This window comes from Microbacterium sp. GCM10027623, from assembly GCF_042666935.1.
Classification (GTDB): Bacteria; Actinomycetota; Actinomycetes; order Actinomycetales; family Microbacteriaceae; genus Microbacterium.
The window spans coordinates 250575-266941 of record NZ_JBHTHE010000002.1; the positions used below are offsets into that span (position 1 = coordinate 250575).

A 16367-nucleotide genomic window follows, 5' to 3' on the forward strand; every position below is an offset into this window, starting at 1 on the left:
CTACATGTCGCGCGCCGCAACTCCGAATCGACGGCGGCCGGTCACACTGAGCGCGCGGTGAGGGTGAGCAGGGTCACCTCGGGTCGGCACGCGAAGCGCACCGGTGCGTAGACGGAGTGCCCGACGCCGGCGCTCACGTTCAGCGGAACCGTGCGTCCCTTGTGGCTCCAGGTGCTCAAGCCCTTGGCCTGCTTCAGTGGGATGTCGCAGTTCGCGACGATCGTCCCGTAACCCGGCAGGCATACCTGGCCGCCGTGGGTGTGACCCCCGAAGACGGCATCGGCTCCGAGATCCACGAAGGAGTTCAGCACTCGCTGGTAGGGCGCATGCGTCACGCCCAGGACGGATCCGCCGGCCGGGCGCTCGCCGAGCGCGGACAGCGCCTCCGGCAGCGCGCCCAGCTCATCCCAGTCGCGGTGCGCATCGTCGACGCCGAAGACGTCGAGGGTGTTCCCGGCGACCTCCAGACGCACGGCCGCGTTGTTCACGGCTCGCCAGCCCAGTTCGTCGGTGAAGAAGCAGTCCATGCCGCCGGTGTCCAGCCGCTCCGGCTCGCGGACCTTCTTCGACGGTCCGCTGAAGTACTTGAACGGGTTGCGCGGTGAGGGCGCGTGCACGTCGTTCGAGCCGTGCACGAACACGCCGGGAATGCCGGCGAGCGGTGCGAAGGCGCGACGGATGCCGACGAGTCCGTCCCGGTGTCCGAGGTTGTCGCCGGTGTTCACGATCAGGTCGGGCTCGAGCTCTGCGAGCGAGGCCAGCCAGGACTGCTTGCGGTGCTGCCAGGGCGCCATGTGGGCGTCGGACACGTGCAGCACGCGGATCGGGCGGCTGCCGGGGGAGAGCGCCGGTGCCGTCACCTCGCGCACGGTGAACAGATAGCGCTCGATGCCGATGCCCCATACCGCGGCGGCGACACCGGCGGCCCCCACCGCGCCGAGCGCGATGAGGGCCGGGTGCGCGGACCTCTCAGTGGTCAATCGTCGTCTCCGCACGTCAGGACGATCGTCGTGCCGGGCGGGACGTCGGTATCGGCACCGGGGTTCTGTCCGGTCACCGGTGCTCCGCCACGGCATTCGTCGGCGCTCACGCCGAAGCCGGCGTCCTCCAGCGACTTCCGCGCCTGGTTGAACTTCGCCCCGGTCACGTTCGGTACCTTGACGGTCGCGGGCGGCGGCGCCTTGCCCGTGCTCGGCACGAGGGTGACGGTGGTCCCGCCGGGGGCGCTGCCGGCACCGGGGGTCTGCTCCGCGACCAGACCCGCTGCCACGGTGCTGTCGACAGGGGTGCCGACCTGCACCGAGAATCCGGCGTCCTCGATGATGCTCGTCGCCTCTTCGATGGACTTGCCGACGACGTTCGGCAGATCCTTCATCACGGGACGCGTGAGGTTGCGATCGGGCTTCGGCAGGCTGTCGCCGCCGTAGACGGAGTTGGCCGCGCGCTGCAGCGCCTGGGAGACGGGGAAGCGGACCCGGTCCATTCGCTTGCCCTCCCAGAACGTCCGCGCCAGCTCGAACTTCGGTCCGCTCGCCCAGCCTGCGTAGACGAACGTGGCCGTCTTGGTGCTGGAGAGAGCCATCGCGGTGCCGAAGGACTCGTTGGTACCGGTCTTGCCGATCAGCGGGATCCCATCGCGCGGGTTGGCGGCGCTTCCGGTGGCGTTCAGCACGCCGTGCAGCGCGTATGCGGCCGTCGCGGCGACCTCGGGCGAGATCACCTGCGTGCACGAGGACTCGGGAACCGGAAGCTCCTTGCCGTCCGGGCCGATGACCTTGTCGATCGCCCGGGGTGTGCAGAGGATGCCCTTGTTGGCGATGGCCCCGAAGACACCGGCCATCTGGATCGGGGCGATGCTCTTCGAACCGAGCACCGTCTCGAACGGGTAGTTGCCCTTGTACGGCTCGCCTGGTGTCGGCGTGCCGGTGACGGGCTTGCCGTTGCCGAGGTGGACACCCATGCGCGCGGCCATCTTGTTGATGTCGCAGAGGTCGAGCTGCTGCGCCATCGCGAGGTAGCCGGTGTTCAGTGACGCGGCCGTGAAGCGCATCGGCGTGCCGGTGTAGCCGCGGTTCTTGGCGTAGTTGTTGATCGGCTCACTGTTCTTGAAGTTGTGGCCGCAGACCGTGAACTCCTTGAAGGTGCGCATGCGCCCGTCGAGGACCTCGTTGACCGAGTGGCCCTTCTCGAGCCAGTCGAGCAGGGTGAACACCTTGTAGGTCGAGCCGACGCCGAAGCCGCCCGCGCCTCCGTGGTTCGCATCGGCGGCATACACCTGTCCGATCTGTCCCTTGGCCTTGTCCGCGCTGGCCGTCTCGTTGAACTGCGTGTTCTGGACGATGGCCAGCACGCGGCCGGTGGTCGCCTCCACCGTCACACCACTGGTGGCCATGTCCTTGCCGGGAAGAGACACGGGGGCGTTCTCGGCCATCGCGTCGACGCCGGCCTGCTGCACCCGCATGTCGAGGGAGGTGTAGATCTTCAGCCCACCGCGCTTGAGCATGTCGCGGCGCTCGGCGGCCGTCTTCCCGAAGGCCTTGTCGTTCTCGATGATCGACTTCGCGTACTGGCAGAAGTACGCCTGCTTTCCCGCGGCCGCGCAGCCCTGCGTGGTCGGGTGGATGTCGGGTGTGATGGGAAGGGCCACCGCGTCGTCGTGCTGCTGCTTGGTGATCTTGCCGTCTTTGAGCATGCGGTCGAGCACATAGTTGCGTCGCAGTTTGGTGTCGGCGTAGCCGTCGTCCTTGCTGTTGCGCGCGGTCTGCGTGCTGTCGGTCCAGGAGCCGCCGGGGCGGTCGAAGCGGAAGCGGTTCGGGTTCTGCACCATGCCCGCGAGGGTCGCCGCCTGATCGAGGGTGAGGTTCTTGGCCGTGGTGCCGAAGTAGTAGTTCGCCGCGGCCTCGATGCCGTAGGTCTGTCCGCCGAAGTTGGCGACGTTGAGATAGCCGAGCAGGATGTCGTTCTTCGAGAAGTCCTTCTCGATCTGGATGGCGTAGCGCATCTCCTGCAGCTTGCGCTCCACGCCGTCCGCGCCGGTCGCGTTGGTCGCATCGGTCCAGCACTTGCTGAGCTTCGCGCTGTAGTCCTCGTCACTGGGGGAGACGTCCTGCTCGCATTGCTGGATGAGCACGTTCTTGACGAACTGCTGGCTGATCGTCGACGCGCCGCGGGACGAGGTGCCGCGCACGTTGTCGACCACGGCCTTGACCGTGGCGCCGAGGTTCACGCCCCCGTGCTCGTAGAAGTTCTTGTCCTCACTGGAGAGCACGGCGTCGAACAGCAGCGGTGAGACCTGGTCGAAGGTGACGGGCACACGGTTCTGGTCGTAGAACTTCGCCAGTTCGAACGGCTTGCCGTTCTCGCCCGTGCCGTAGAACACGGTCGGTTCCATCGGCGTGCCGGGGGTGAGGCTGTCCGGCAGGTTCTCGAAGATCGAGAGCGCCTGTGATCCGGAGACGCCCGCGATGGCGATGGCGGGGGTGACCGCGGCCGTCGCCAGCACGCCCGCGACGGCGCTCAGGCCGACCAGGCCCAGCAGTCCGCCGAGGACACCCTTCACCGTGCGATTCTTTTGAGGCATACGCTTGATGCTAGGGGATTTCCCTGAATAGAAGCCTCGACGGCAGCATCCGTTCTGCCCTCGTCGACCCGCAGGAGTGCCATGACCACGTGGGAGTACCTGACCACCCCGCTGCTGATCCACAACACCGCCGCGATCCTCAACAACTGGGGAAAGCAGGGCTGGGAACTCGTCCAGGTGGTGCCGGGTCCGGAGGGCGGCCTCGTCGCCTACCTCAAGCGCCCCGTCACGACCGAGTCGACGGCCAACGCCGGCCTCGCCGCGGCCGCCCAGGCGTCGCGTCAGTTCGAAGGAGAGAACCAGTGAGCATCGCCACCCGCCTCGAAGAGCTCGGCATCGAGCTGCCCGCCGTCGCAGCTCCCGTGGCCGCGTACGTCCCCGCCGTCGTCCACGGCGACCTGGTGTACACCTCGGGACAGCTGCCGTTCGTCGGCGGCGCGCTGCCCGAGACCGGCAAGGTGGGTGCCGAGGTGGACCCGGATGCCGCCAAGGGCTACGCCCGCACCTGTGCGCTGAACGCGCTCGCGGCGGCGGCGGATGCCGCCGGTGGCGTCGACCGGATCGCCGGTGTGCTGCGGGTGGGCGGTTTCGTCGCATCCGACCCGGCGTTCACCGGGCAGCCCGGTGTCGTCAACGGCGCCAGCGAAGTGCTCGGCGAGATCTTCGGCGACGCCGGCAGGCACGCCCGTGCCGCCGTCGGTGTCGCGGTGCTGCCGCTGGACACCCCTGTCGAGGTCGAGGTCACCTTCATCATCGCCTGATCCGCTTCGACAGAAGCAGGACGGCCCCTCCTCGCGGAGGGGCCGTCCTGGTGTACGCCTACTTGACCTGCTTGGTGATGGTGCTCATCACCAGGGTGTCGGCCAGCGTCGTCGTGTCGCCGACCTCGCGGCCCTCGGCGACGTCGCGCAGCAGACGCCGCATGATCTTGCCCGAGCGGGTCTTGGGCAGCTCGCCCACGATGTACACGTCGCGGGGGCGTGCGATCGGGCCGATCTGCTCGCCGACCCAGGCGCGCAGCTGGGCGGTCAGACCCTCGGGCGAGTTCTCATCGAGGTAGCTCTGCTTGATGATCACGAACGCCACCACCGCCTGGCCGGTGGTCTCGTCGGACGCGCCCACGACCGCGGCCTCCGCGGTGGCCTCGTGCGCCACCAGCGACGACTCGATCTCGGTGGTCGACAGGCGGTGGCCCGACACGTTCATGACGTCGTCGACGCGGCCGAGCAGCCACAGGTCGCCGTCCTCGTCCAGACGGGCGCCGTCTCCGGCGAAGTAGTAGCCCTGATCCTGGAACTTCTCCCAGTAGGTCTCCTTGAAGCGCTCCGGGTCGCCCCAGATGCCGCGCAGCATGGCCGGCCAGGGCTCGGTGATCACCAGCAGGCCGCCGTTGCCGTTGCCGACCTCGTTGCCGTCGTCGTCGGTGACGTCGATCGAGACACCGGGCACCGGCACCTGCGCCGATCCGGGCTTGGTCGCCGTGATCCCCGGCAACGGGGAGACCATGATCGCACCGGTCTCGGTCTGCCACCACGTGTCGACGATCGGGACGCTGTTCGCGCCGATCACCTCCCGGTACCACATCCACGCCTCAGGGTTGATGGGCTCGCCCACCGAACCGAGCAGACGGATGCTGGAGAGGTCGAACTTCTGCGGGATCTGGCGGCCGAGCTTCATGAACGAGCGGATCGCAGTGGGCGCAGTGTAGAAGATCGTCACGCCGTACTTCTCGATGAGCTCCCACCAGCGCCCCGGATGCGGGGCGTCGGGAGTGCCCTCGTACATCAGCTGCGTGGCGCCGTTCGCCAGCGGTCCGTAGGTGACGTAGGAGTGCCCGGTGACCCAGCCGATGTCGGCCGTGCACCAGAACACGTCGGTCTCGGGATGCAGGTCGAACACGTACTTGTGGGTGTACGCCGCCTGCGTGAGGTAGCCGCCGGTCGTGTGCAGGATTCCCTTGGGCTTCCCGGTCGTGCCGGACGTGTAGAGGATGAACAGCGGATTCTCCGCGGGGAACGCCTGCGGCTCGTGCTCGGCGGATGCAGCGGGGACCACATCGTGCCACCAGATGTCGCGGCCCTCGGTCCAATCGACCTCGTTGCCGCAGCGCTTGACGACGAGGACGTGCTCGACGCTCTGCTGCTCGCCCTCGCCGTGCCGGTCGCTGAGCGACTGATCCACGGCGGGCTTGAGGGCTGAGACCTTCCCCTTGCGCCAGCCGCCGTCGGCCGTGATCACGAGCTTCGCGCCGGCATCGTCGATGCGCGAGCGCAGGCTGTCGGCGCTGAAGCCGCCGAAGACGACGGAGTGGATGGCCCCGAGGCGGGCCACGGCCAGCATGGAGATGACGGCCTCGGGGATCATCGGCAGGTAGATCGCGACGCGGTCGCCGTGTCCCACGCCGAGATCGGCGAGCACGTTCGCGGTGCGCTTGACCTCGTCGGTGAGCTCCGCGTAGGTGATGCGGCGGGAGTCGCCGGGCTCGCCCTCCCAGTGGATGGCGACGCGGTCGCCGTTGCCCGCCTCGACGTGGCGGTCGAGGCAGTTGTAGGCGACATTCAGCTCGCCGTCGTCGAACCACTTCGCGAACGGGGGGTTCGTCCAGTCGAGGACCCGAGTGAAGGGCTTGCTCCAGCTGATCAGGTCGCGGGCCTGCTCGCCCCAGAAGCCCTCGCGGTCCGCGGCGGCGCGCTCGTACAGCGCCGGGTCGTCGATCGAGTTGGCGACGAACTCCTCGGACGGCGGGAACTTCCGCGACTCGTCGAGGAGGTGGTCGATCTGGCTGCTCATGGCACTTCGCTCCTTTGCGCGGGCTGATGGACATGTCGGGGGCACATCCGTGTCACGGCGAATCTAGTCGGAGACCGCCGTGCGGGCCTACCCTCGAAAGTCGGTAGTGGGTCTCGTTTGCGTCGGCCAACCCGCCTGCATACACTGACGTCAAGCCGAATCTTATTCCGGCTTCAGCGCGCCCAGTACCCCCGAAGACGGGCGCGCGCGTGGGCGGCATCTCATTCCCCCCGTGAGGTGCCGCCTTTCGCATTCCCGGCACAGGTCGAGGCACAGGTCGAGGCACAGGTCGACGCCTCGCCGCCGGAGGCGAGCATTCCTCCTGCACAGCGACGAGCGGTGCCGGCTTGTCCACAGGCGCTGGGATCCGCGCTCTCCGCGTCGGCGGGAGCTCCTAGCGTCGTGGCATGCCCGATCCGTTCGTCCTTCGTCCCCGCTCGGCGGCGACACGCGCCCCCGGCGTGCCGGCGGTGCGGCGTGTCGATCCGGCGTTCGGTGCGCTCGCCGAGCACGTCCGGGATCAGCGTGTCACCGACATCTTCGTCAACGGCGCACAGGGGCTGTTCGTCGACCGCGGCAACGGGGCCGAGCACGTCACAGGATGGAACGCGTCCGAGCGGGAGGTGCGCGATCTCGCCGTCGCTCTCGTCGGAGCCGGCGGTCGGCACCTGGACGATCAGTCGCCCTGCGTGGACGTGCGGCTGGACGACGGCATCCGTGTGCATGCCGTGCTCGCACCGATCGCCACCACGGGTACCGCGCTCTCCGTGCGTGTGCCGCGCGTGCTCGGCGCCGACCTCGATGCGCTCGAGCGGTCGGGGACGTTCACGGCCGCGCAGCGCGCATGGCTCGGCGAGCTGGTGATGCAGCGCGCGAACATCCTGATCACGGGTGGAACCGGCACGGGAAAGACGACGCTGCTCACAGCCCTGCTGTCCGAGGCGGGACCGGGGGAGCGCATCGTCACGATCGAGGATGTCGCCGAGCTTCGCCCACGGCATCCGCATCACGTCGCACTCGAGGCGCGCCAGCCCAATCTCGAGGGTGCGGGAAGGATCACGCTGGCGATGCTCGTGCGCGAATCGCTGCGGATGCGCCCCGATCGTCTCGTCGTCGGCGAGTGCCGGGGCGAGGAGGTCCGCGAGCTGCTCACCGCGCTGAACACCGGGCACGACGGCGGCGCGGGCACGCTGCACGCCAGCGGCCTCGCGGATGTGCCCGCGCGTCTGGAGGCGCTGGGTGCGCTTGCCGGCATGGATGCCACCGCGCTGGCACGGCAGGTGGTCAGCGCGTTCACGATCGTGCTCCACCTGGAGCGCTCCTCCGACGGGCATCGGCGCATCGCGCGGGCCGGCTCGTTCGTCCTAACCGATGACCGCCTCGGGATCGAGGAGGTGGCGCCGTGGTGATCGCCGTGCGCCGCGATCGCGGAGCGGATGCCGGGATGGCGGCGGCCGACGCCGCGGCCACCGTGCGGACTCTGGCGGTGCTGCTGCAGGCGGGGGCGCGACCGATCGAGGCGTGGCGGCACCTTGCGGATGCCGGGGATCCGGTCGCCGTGCGGGTCGCCCGGCGCTGCACGGACGGCGCCGAGCTCGCCGGTGCCCTCGATGCCGAGGGCGGAGCCTGGTCGGACGTCGCCGCGGCGTGGGAGATCGCCACGGTCGTCGGCGCGCCGCTGTCCGAGGTGCTGGGAGCGCTCGCGGAATCGTTGCAGGACGCGGCATCCGCCGCCGATGATGTGCGCATCGCCCTCGCCGAGCCGGCCGGCACCGCCCGTCTGCTGCTGTGGCTTCCGTTCGCGGGGCTGCTGCTGGGCTTCGCGCTCGGGTTCGACACGATCGGCGTGCTGGTGGCGAATCCGTTCGGCACCGCATGTGTCGTCGTCGGCCTTCTGCTGGTGGTGCTGGCGCGATGGTGGACGTCGCGGATGGTGCGCGCCGCGCAGCCTCGGCCCGGCACGCCCGGGATGCGGGCCGACCTCGTCGCCGTCGCGCTCTCCGGCGGTGCCGGGATGCCGAGGGCCCTGCGCCTCGTGGAGCAGAGCACGGCCGAACTGATCGATGAGCCCGCGTCGACGCAGGCGGTGCTCGATCTCTCCCGCAGCGCGGGCATCCCGGCGGGTTCCCTGTTGCGCGCCTCGGCGTCCCACCTGCGGCATGAGGCACGAGTGCAGGGACGCCTCCGCGCCGCGCGGCTGTCCTCGAAGCTGCTGCTGCCGCTCGGGGCGTGCACCCTGCCCGCCTTCCTGCTGCTGGGTGTCGCGCCGCTGATGCTCAGCGTGCTCGGCTCCGCCCCCCTGCCCGTCTGAGCCTGCCTGCCCGTCTGAACCCGGGACGATACGCGTCCCCCGAGAGAAAGAAGAAGCACATGCGAGAGAACGACCTGCCCCTGCTCACCAGGAGCCGCGCCGCGCACCTGTTCACCGACGACACCGGCGCCGCCACAGCCGAGTACGCGATCACCACCATGGCGGCGGTGGCGTTCGCGGGTCTGCTGGTGGTGATCATGCGCTCCGACGAGGTGCGCGGCATCCTCACCGATCTCGTCCGTCGGGCGCTGACGGTGTCATGACGCGCACCGTCCGGCGTGCTCGCGCGCTGCGCGGACGGGGCGGCGAGCTCCGGGGTGATCGCGGTTCCGTCGCCGCCGAGCTCGCCGTCGCCCTGCCGGCCACCCTGGTCGCGCTGCTGCTGGGCGTGGGCGCGCTGAGCGCGGCGGCGACGCAGGTCGCACTGCAGGATGCCGCCGCCGACGCGGCGCGTCTGCTGGGCAGAGGCGAGGACACCGGGAGAGCGGCGGGGGTCGTGCGGGCCGTCCACGACGGGCGGATGTCGTCCCGGGATGCCGGCGACCTCGTGTGCGTGACGGCGTCCGCCGACTTCCGAGTGGGCCGGTTGATCAGCGTTCCTCTGCACGCGCAGAGCTGCGCCCTGTCCGGTGGCCTGTGAGCCTCGAACGCGAAAGGAGCGGACCCCATGGCCGGAACGGCGCTCGCCGCCGGCATCCTGACCGTCACCGCGACACTCTCCGTGGGCCTCGCGGCTGTCGGCGGTGCGGCGGTCACCGCGCAGCGGACGGCGGGTGCCGCCGACGCCGCAGCCCTCGCGGCCTCCGACGCCGCTTCCGGCGCGGTGATCACCGACGAGGATCCGTGTGCGCTGGCCGCCCGTGTCGCCGCGGCGGGCGGGGCGAGGCTGACGGCGTGCACGATTCGCGGCCTCACGGCGACCGTGGAGGTCCATTCCGCGTACGCTGGTCTGGTCGCCGTCTCCCGCGCCCGAGCAGGGCAACCCGAGGGATGACGCGATCACCACCCCGCCGCCTCCCGACGACGCCGTGTCACCGTGACCCTGTGTCCGCCCCAGGACAGCGGTGTGTATGGTGTGCTTCGGAGAAAGGACGCACTCTTGGCACAAGGCAAGAAGCTCGTCATCGTCGAGTCCCCGACGAAGATGCGATCGATCCAGGGATATCTCGGCGACGACTACGAAGTGCTGAGCTCCGTGGGCCACATCCGCGACCTCGCCGACAAGAAGGACATCCCCGCCGCCGACAAGGAGGCGTACGGGAAGTACTCCATCGACGTGGAGAACGACTTCGACCCCTACTACGTGGTCTCCGATCGCAAGACCAAGACCGTCGCCGAGCTGCGCCGTGCCGTCAAGACCGCCGACGAGGTCCTGCTCGCAACCGATGAGGACCGCGAGGGCGAGGCGATCGCCTGGCACCTGCTGGAGACCCTCAAGCCCAAGGTCCCCGTCAAGCGCATGGTCTTCCACGAGATCACCAAGGATGCGATCCAGGCGGCCGTCAGCCGCACCCGCGAACTCGACCTGGCGCTCGTCGACGCGCAGGAGACTCGTCGGATCCTCGACCGCCTGTACGGCTGGGACATCTCGCCGGTGCTCTGGTACAAGGTCAAGTCCGGTCTGTCCGCAGGACGGGTGCAGTCCGCCGCCACGCGCATGATCGTCGACCGCGAGCGCGAGCGGATGGCGTTCGTCTCCGCCGAGTACTGGGACGTCGAGGCCGCGGCATCCGCCACCTCCTCCACCGGTGCGGGGCAGTCCTTCGGCGTGCGTCTCGTGCGCATCGACGGCGGTCAGCTCGCCCGCGGCACCGACTTCACCGACACCGGCGCGCTCAAGAAGGCCGTCGTCGTGCTGAGCGAGACGGATGCCACGGCGCTCGCCGCGGCCATCGACGCGACCGGCACGGCGACCGTCAGCAAGGTCGAAGCCAAGCCGGGCACACGCAGCCCCTACGCCCCCTTCACCACCTCCACCATGCAGCAGGAGGCCGGCCGCAAGCTCTCGATGAGCGCGAAGCAGGCGATGAGCGTCGCGCAGCGCCTGTATGAGAAGGGGTACATCACCTATATGCGAACGGACTCGGTCTCGCTGAGCACGCAGGCCCTGCAGGCCGCGCGCAGCCAGGCCGTGGCGCTGTACGGCGATGCCGCCGTGCCGCTGAAGCCGCGCGCGTACAAGTCCAAGAGCAAGAACGCGCAGGAGGCGCACGAGGCGATCCGTCCGTCGGGCGAGACGTTCCGAACGCCCGCGTCGGTCTCCTCCGCGCTCGACCGCGACGAGCAGCGCCTCTACGACCTGATCTGGAAGCGCACGGTCGCCAGCCAGATGTCGGATGCCAAGTACGAGACGACCACGGTCACCCTGGAGACCGTCGCCGACGGCAAGAGGGTCGAGTTCACGGCATCCGGAACCGTCTACACCTTCAAGGGCTTCCTCGAGGCCTACGAAGAGGGACGCGACGAGAAGCGCAACGCCCAGGATTCCGCCGAGAACCAGTCGCTGCCGGCTGTCGCGGTCGGCGACCAGCTGGCGATGTCCGATGCCGCGGCCAAGGGCCACCGCACCACGCCGAAGCCCCGCTACACGGAGGCGTCGTTGGTGAAGGCGCTCGAGGAGCACGGCATCGGCCGCCCGTCGACGTTCGCCAGCATCATCGGCACGGTGATCGACCGAGGCTACGCCATCAAGCGCGGCCAGGCGCTGGTTCCGACGTGGCTCTCCTTCAGCGTGGTGCGCCTGCTCGAGCAGCACTTCGCCGACCTGATCGACTACGACTTCACGGCAGCGCTCGAGGACGACCTCGACGCGATCGCCCGTGGCGAGCAGAACCGCGTCGAATGGCTGAAGTCGTTCTACTACGGCTCCGACACCCAGGTCGGGCTGCGACAGGTCGTCGACAACCTCGGCGAGATCGACGCGCGCGCGCTGAACTCCACGCGCATCACCGACACCGCCACGCTGCGCTTCGGCAAGTACGGTCCGTACCTGGAGGTCGCCGACCCCGCCGACCCCGAGGCCAAGCCGCGCATCGTCAACGTTCCCGAGGACCTGGCACCGGACGAGCTGACCGCCGAGAAGGCGCAGGAGCTCATCGACGCTCCCGTCGCCGGCGACCGCGTGCTGGGCGAGAATCCTGAGAACGGCAAGGTGATCGTCGTCAAGGACGGCCGCTTCGGCCCGTATGTGCAGGAGAACGACGCGGTGTCCGAGGAGGACGCCGTCGACACCGCCACGGGCGAGGTCGTCGAGGCGCCGAAGACGAAGAAGAAGAGTGCGAAGAAGGATGCTGCGCCCAAGCCGCGCACGGCATCGCTGTTCCGCTCCATGTCGGTCGAGACCATCGATCTCGACACCGCGCTCCAGCTGCTCAGCCTGCCGCGCGTGGTCGGGACCGATCCGGAATCCGGCGAGGAGATCACCGCGCAGAACGGACGCTTCGGGCCCTATCTGAAGAAGGGGACGGACTCGCGTTCGCTGGAGAGCGAGTCGCAGATCTTCGACATCACGCTGGAGAAGGCGCTGGAGCTGTACGCGCAGCCCAAGTACGGCGCCCGGAAGGCGTCCAGTGCTCTGGCCGAGTTCGACGCCGACCCGGTCAGCGGCAAGCCCATCCGCATCCGCGACGGCCGGTTCGGCGCCTACGTCACCGACAGCGTGACGAACGTGACGATTCCGCGGGGACAGACGCCCGAGGACATCACCTACGAGGTCGCCGTTCAGATGCTCGCCGACAAGCGCGCGAAGGGTCCTGCGCCCAAGCGCGGTGCTGCCAAGAAGGCGCCCGCGAAGAAGGCGCCTGCGAAGAAGACGCCCGCCAAGAAGACGTCCGCCAAGGCGACCGCCGCCAAGAAGGCGACGACGTCGAAGACGGATGCCGAGAAGGCCGCCGCGCGTTCGGCGGCAGCCAAGAAGGCGGCGGCCACCCGAGCTGCGAACGCCGCCAAGGCGAGGTCGTGACCGCGGGGCTCTGGATCACCTTCGAGGGCGGCGACGGCTCGGGGAAGTCCACCCAGGCAGCGCTGCTCGCCGAGTGGATCTCCGAACGCGGACGCACCGTCGTGCGCACTCGAGAGCCCGGTGGCTCGGAGGTCGGCGCACTCGTGCGCGACATCGTGCTGCATCACCGCGGGGACATCGCCCCGCGCGCCGAGGCGCTGCTGTACGCCGCGGACCGTGCGCACCACGTCGCCACCGTCGTGCGCCCTGCGCTGGAGCGCGGGGACGTCGTCATCCAGGATCGGTACCTCGACTCCTCGGTCGCCTACCAGGGCGCCGGCCGGGTGCTCGATGCCCGGCAGGTGCGTGATCTGTCCCTGTGGGCCGCCGACGGCGCGCTGCCCGATCTCACCGTGCTTCTCGACATCGATCCGCTGCTGGCCAGGCAGCGGCTGGACGCGGACGACAAGCCCTTCGACCGGCTCGAGGCGGAGAAGGCGGAGTTCCACACGCGCGTGCGGGAGGCCTTCCTCGCCCTCGCCGCCGAGGAGCCCCGGCGCTTCCTCGTCGTCGACGCGACGCGGGACCCCGACGACATCGCGGTGCTGATCCGCGCTCGCGTCGCCGCGCTGCTCTGACCACGCCCGTGCTCGCCGCATCCGAGCCCGGCGCCGCCGGCGGCCTGGCGCTGCCGGCGGCGTGGCGCTGCCGGCTGCCTGGCGCTGCAGGCAACCCGGGAGGGAGATGTCGGTTGTGGGCCCGGATGACCGGCATGTGGCTCCCCGCCTCATGACGGGAGGGCGGTGCGGGCAGTGTCGGGGTGAGATCCGAGTGGTGTCCGTAACAGCGGGGGAGGGAGATGTCGGTTGTGGGCTAGCATGACCGGCATGTGGCTCCCCGCCCGGACCGCGCGTGCGAGAAGCACGGAGCAGTGGGAGAGGCGATGTCGCACCCCCGGTTAGGCTGGAGACCATGACCGCCGCCCTGACCGCGCCCTTCCCGTGGTCCGACGTGTGGGGACAGGATGCCGCGGTGCAGACTCTGCGGCAGGCCGCCTCCGATCCGGGAGCGCTGTCGCATGCCTGGCTGATCACGGGGCCGCCCGGATCCGGCCGCTCGACGCTCGCCTACGCCTTCGCCGCGGCTCTCATCGCCGACCGGCCCGACGACGAGAACACCATGCGTCAGGTGCTCGCCGGCACGCATCCCGACCTCACCGCCCTGCGCACCGACAAGGTCATCATCACCATCGCTGAGGCGCGCTCCCTGGTCGAGCGCTCCTACTTCGCACCGTCTGCCGGCCGGTACCGGGTGATCGTCGTGGAGGACGCCGATCGCATGGTCGAGCGCACCTCGAACGTGCTGCTGAAGGCGCTGGAAGAGCCGCCCGAGCAGACCGTGTGGGTGCTGTGCGCACCCAGCGAGGCCGACCTGCTGCCCACCATCCGGTCGCGGGTGCGCGCCGTGCGACTGCGCGAGCCCGAGGTCGCCGACGTCGCACGCCTCATCACTCTGCGCACCGGAGCGGACGAGGCGACAGCGGAGCAGGCCGCCCGCCACGCCCAGCGGCACATCGGCATGGCGCAGCGACTGGCCACGGACGAGGGCGCACGGCGCCGCCGCGACGAGACGCTGCGGGCGGTACTGGGCGTGCGCGGTGTGGGCACCGCCGTCGAGGTCGCCGGGCACATCATCCAGGCGGCCACCGACGATGCCAAGGCGCTCACCGCCGAACGGGACGCTGCCGAGCGGGCCAGCCTGCTGCGCACGGTCGGGATCGCCGAAGGACAGGCCGTGCCACCGGCGCTGCGCTCGCAGGTCTCGGCTCTGGAGGACGATCAGCGCAAGCGCGCCACCCGCAGCCTGCGCGACGGCATCGACCGGGTGCTCACCGATCTGCAGTCGATGTATCGGGATGTGGTCATGCTGCAGTTCGGTCGCGATGGCGAGCTGATCAACGGCGAGCTGAGGACGGAGCTCGCAGCGCTCGCCGCGGCATGGCCCGTGGAGCGCACGCTCATCGCGCTCGATGCCATCTCCGACACCCGTGAGTCCCTGGAGCGCAACGTCTCGCCGCTGCTCGCGACCGAGAGTCTTCTGGTGACCATCTCCAGTGGAAGGACCCCGTGATCCCCCGAGCCCCGCGCAGCCTGCGCCGAATCGTCACCGTGCTGGCCGGCGTGGTCGTCGCCTCCGTCGCCCTGTCGGGCTGCCTGTACGCGCAGATCCCCGAGGCATCGCCCTCGGTGACGCGCTCTCCGGATGCGAGCGACGTGTCGCCCGACCTGGTCTCGTACTACACGCAGGAGCTGAGCTGGGAGGCCTGCGGGGCGGGCTTCGACTGCACCGAGGTCACCGCGCCCCTGGACTGGGAGAACCCGGGCGGAGACGACATCTCGCTGGCGCTCGTGCGTCATCGGGCCACGAAGAAGGCTCTCGGGTCGCTTCTGATCAATCCGGGCGGTCCCGGCAGCAGCGGCTACGACTTCGTCGCCGATAGCCTCACCTACGCCGTCGGCGCCGACCTGATCGAGAGCTTCGACGTGATCGGGTTCGACCCGCGCGGCGTCGGCCGCTCCACCGCCGTCGCGTGCCTGGACGCGAAGGCGATGGACGAGTACAACTACGGCGTCGTCGCGCAGACGCGCAACACCCCCGAGTGGGAGGCCGAGCTCACCGCCCGCAACAAGAGCTATGCCGAGGCGTGCGAGGCGAACAGCCAGGGCATCCTGCCGTTCATCACCACGGTGAACTCCGCCCGCGACATCGATCTCATCCGCGGTGTGCTGGGGGACAAGACCCTCAACTACCTCGGGTACTCCTACGGGACGTTCCTCGGGGCGACGTACGCGAAGCTGTACCCTGAACGCGCCCAGCGTCTGGTGCTGGACGGCGCGATCGACCCGTCGGTGTCAGGACTCGAGGTGGGAACCACTCAGGCGGCCGGGTTCGAAGCGGCGCTGCGCGCCTACCTCGAGGACTGCCTCAGCGTGGGGAACTGCCCGTTCAACGGCTCCGTCGACGAAGCCCTCGCGGACTTCAGGGCCCTGCTGGCGAGTATCGCCCGCTCGCCCCTGAAGAACAGCGACGGGCGGGTGCTGACCGTGGACACGATGGTCACCGGAACGATCACCGCGATGTACAGCGAGCAGAACTGGCAGTACCTGACGCAGGGGATCACGGCGGCGCTGCAGGGCGACCCGTCGGTGATGATGGCGCTCGCCGACCAGTACAACGGACGTGATCCCGACGGCACGTACGCCGACAACTCGGCCGAGGCGTTCCGCGCGTACAACTGCATGGACTATCCCGTCGAGGACGACAAGGCCGCCGAGGATGCCGCGCTGAAGATCATCGAGAAGACGGCCCCGACATTCGCCCCGTACTGGCAGGCGCCGGACCCCTGCGAGGTCTGGCCGTACCCGCCCGCCGGCGTGCGCGAGAAGATCGCCGCATCCGGTTCCGGCCCGATCGTCGTCGTGGGCACCACCAATGACCCTGCGACCCCTTACGCGTGGTCGGAATCCCTGGCCGAGCAGCTCGAGAACGGCGTTCTCGTCACCCGGGTCGGTGAGGGACACACCGGCTACAACAAGGGCAACGGCTGCGTCGACGCGGCGGTCGAGTCGTTCCTGATCGACGGCACCGAGCCCGAGGACGGGCTGCGCTGCGGATGAGCGCTGCACGGGCCTCGGTTTCGCGGTGACCGCGTGGTCGTAGTAGGATCATTGATCGTGCCGCAGTCC

Annotated in this window: 14 protein-coding genes; 11 read left to right on the forward strand and 3 right to left on the reverse strand. The window is 69.6% G+C overall.

Annotation, left to right across the window (positions count from 1 at the left end; all coding sequences use genetic code 11):
- Positions 1-41 precede the first annotated feature (41 nt).
- Both ACFQY2_RS08515 and ACFQY2_RS08520 read right to left on the reverse strand, forming a co-directional pair.
- Positions 42-980, reverse strand: a complete 939-nt coding sequence (locus tag ACFQY2_RS08515; RefSeq protein WP_378745319.1) for a metallophosphoesterase — start codon at positions 978-980, stop codon at positions 42-44.
- Complete coding sequence (locus ACFQY2_RS08520; RefSeq protein WP_378745320.1) at positions 977-3580, reverse strand: transglycosylase domain-containing protein; 2604 nt, start codon at positions 3578-3580, stop codon at positions 977-979. The genes ACFQY2_RS08515 and ACFQY2_RS08520 overlap by 4 nt, the downstream gene beginning before the upstream one ends.
- An 81-nt stretch (positions 3581-3661) precedes the next feature.
- Between ACFQY2_RS08520 and ACFQY2_RS08525 the strand changes: the two genes are divergently transcribed.
- Together ACFQY2_RS08525 and ACFQY2_RS08530 are read left to right on the forward strand one after the other, a co-directional pair.
- The gene (locus ACFQY2_RS08525) at positions 3662-3886 is read left to right on the forward strand and encodes a hypothetical protein (RefSeq protein ID WP_378745322.1); all 225 of its coding nucleotides are present in this window, start codon (positions 3662-3664) and stop codon (positions 3884-3886) included.
- A complete protein-coding gene (locus ACFQY2_RS08530) occupies positions 3883-4341 on the forward strand; it encodes a RidA family protein (protein WP_378745323.1) in 459 nt (152 codons plus the stop codon). Before ACFQY2_RS08525 ends, ACFQY2_RS08530 begins: the two co-directional genes overlap by 4 nt.
- A gap of 58 nt (positions 4342-4399) precedes the next feature.
- Here the strand turns inward: ACFQY2_RS08530 and acs are convergent, their stop codons facing one another.
- Positions 4400-6370: an acetate--CoA ligase gene (acs, locus tag ACFQY2_RS08535; protein WP_378745324.1), complete on the reverse strand. Its 1971-nt coding sequence runs from the start codon at positions 6368-6370 to the stop codon at positions 4400-4402.
- A gap of 407 nt (positions 6371-6777) precedes the next feature.
- Here acs and ACFQY2_RS08540 point away from each other — a divergent pair, with 407 nt between their 5' ends.
- The 9 genes from ACFQY2_RS08540 (at position 6778) to ACFQY2_RS08580 (ending at position 16298) form a co-directional block, all read left to right on the forward strand.
- Positions 6778-7779 carry a TadA family conjugal transfer-associated ATPase gene (locus ACFQY2_RS08540; RefSeq protein ID WP_378745325.1) on the forward strand — a complete coding sequence of 334 codons (1002 nt, stop codon included), beginning with the start codon at positions 6778-6780 and terminating at the stop codon, positions 7777-7779.
- Positions 7773-8681, forward strand: coding sequence for a type II secretion system F family protein (locus ACFQY2_RS08545; RefSeq protein WP_378745327.1), 909 nt, complete (start codon positions 7773-7775; stop codon positions 8679-8681). Before ACFQY2_RS08540 ends, ACFQY2_RS08545 begins: the two co-directional genes overlap by 7 nt.
- 59 nt (positions 8682-8740) lie before the next feature.
- Positions 8741-8944 carry a DUF4244 domain-containing protein gene (locus ACFQY2_RS08550; RefSeq protein ID WP_378745328.1) on the forward strand — a complete coding sequence of 68 codons (204 nt, stop codon included), beginning with the start codon at positions 8741-8743 and terminating at the stop codon, positions 8942-8944.
- Positions 8941-9321 (forward strand): TadE family type IV pilus minor pilin, encoded by a 381-nt coding sequence (locus tag ACFQY2_RS08555; RefSeq protein WP_378745329.1) that lies wholly within the window; start codon positions 8941-8943, stop codon positions 9319-9321. Before ACFQY2_RS08550 ends, ACFQY2_RS08555 begins: the two co-directional genes overlap by 4 nt.
- Before the next feature lie 27 nt (positions 9322-9348).
- Entirely contained in the window at positions 9349-9675 is a 327-nt protein-coding gene (locus ACFQY2_RS08560) for a helicase (RefSeq protein WP_378745330.1), read from the forward strand.
- A 105-nt stretch (positions 9676-9780) separates the two neighbouring features.
- A complete protein-coding gene (topA, locus tag ACFQY2_RS08565) occupies positions 9781-12642 on the forward strand; it encodes a type I DNA topoisomerase (RefSeq protein ID WP_378745331.1) in 2862 nt (953 codons plus the stop codon).
- Positions 12639-13259: a dTMP kinase gene (gene tmk, locus ACFQY2_RS08570; RefSeq protein WP_378745332.1), complete on the forward strand. Its 621-nt coding sequence runs from the start codon at positions 12639-12641 to the stop codon at positions 13257-13259. Before topA ends, tmk begins: the two co-directional genes overlap by 4 nt.
- Positions 13260-13593: 334 nt before the next feature.
- Positions 13594-14751: a DNA polymerase III subunit delta' gene (locus tag ACFQY2_RS08575; RefSeq protein WP_378745334.1), complete on the forward strand. Its 1158-nt coding sequence runs from the start codon at positions 13594-13596 to the stop codon at positions 14749-14751.
- Entirely contained in the window at positions 14748-16298 is a 1551-nt protein-coding gene (locus tag ACFQY2_RS08580) for an alpha/beta hydrolase (protein WP_378745335.1), read from the forward strand. Before ACFQY2_RS08575 ends, ACFQY2_RS08580 begins: the two co-directional genes overlap by 4 nt.
- Positions 16299-16367 lie beyond the last annotated feature (69 nt).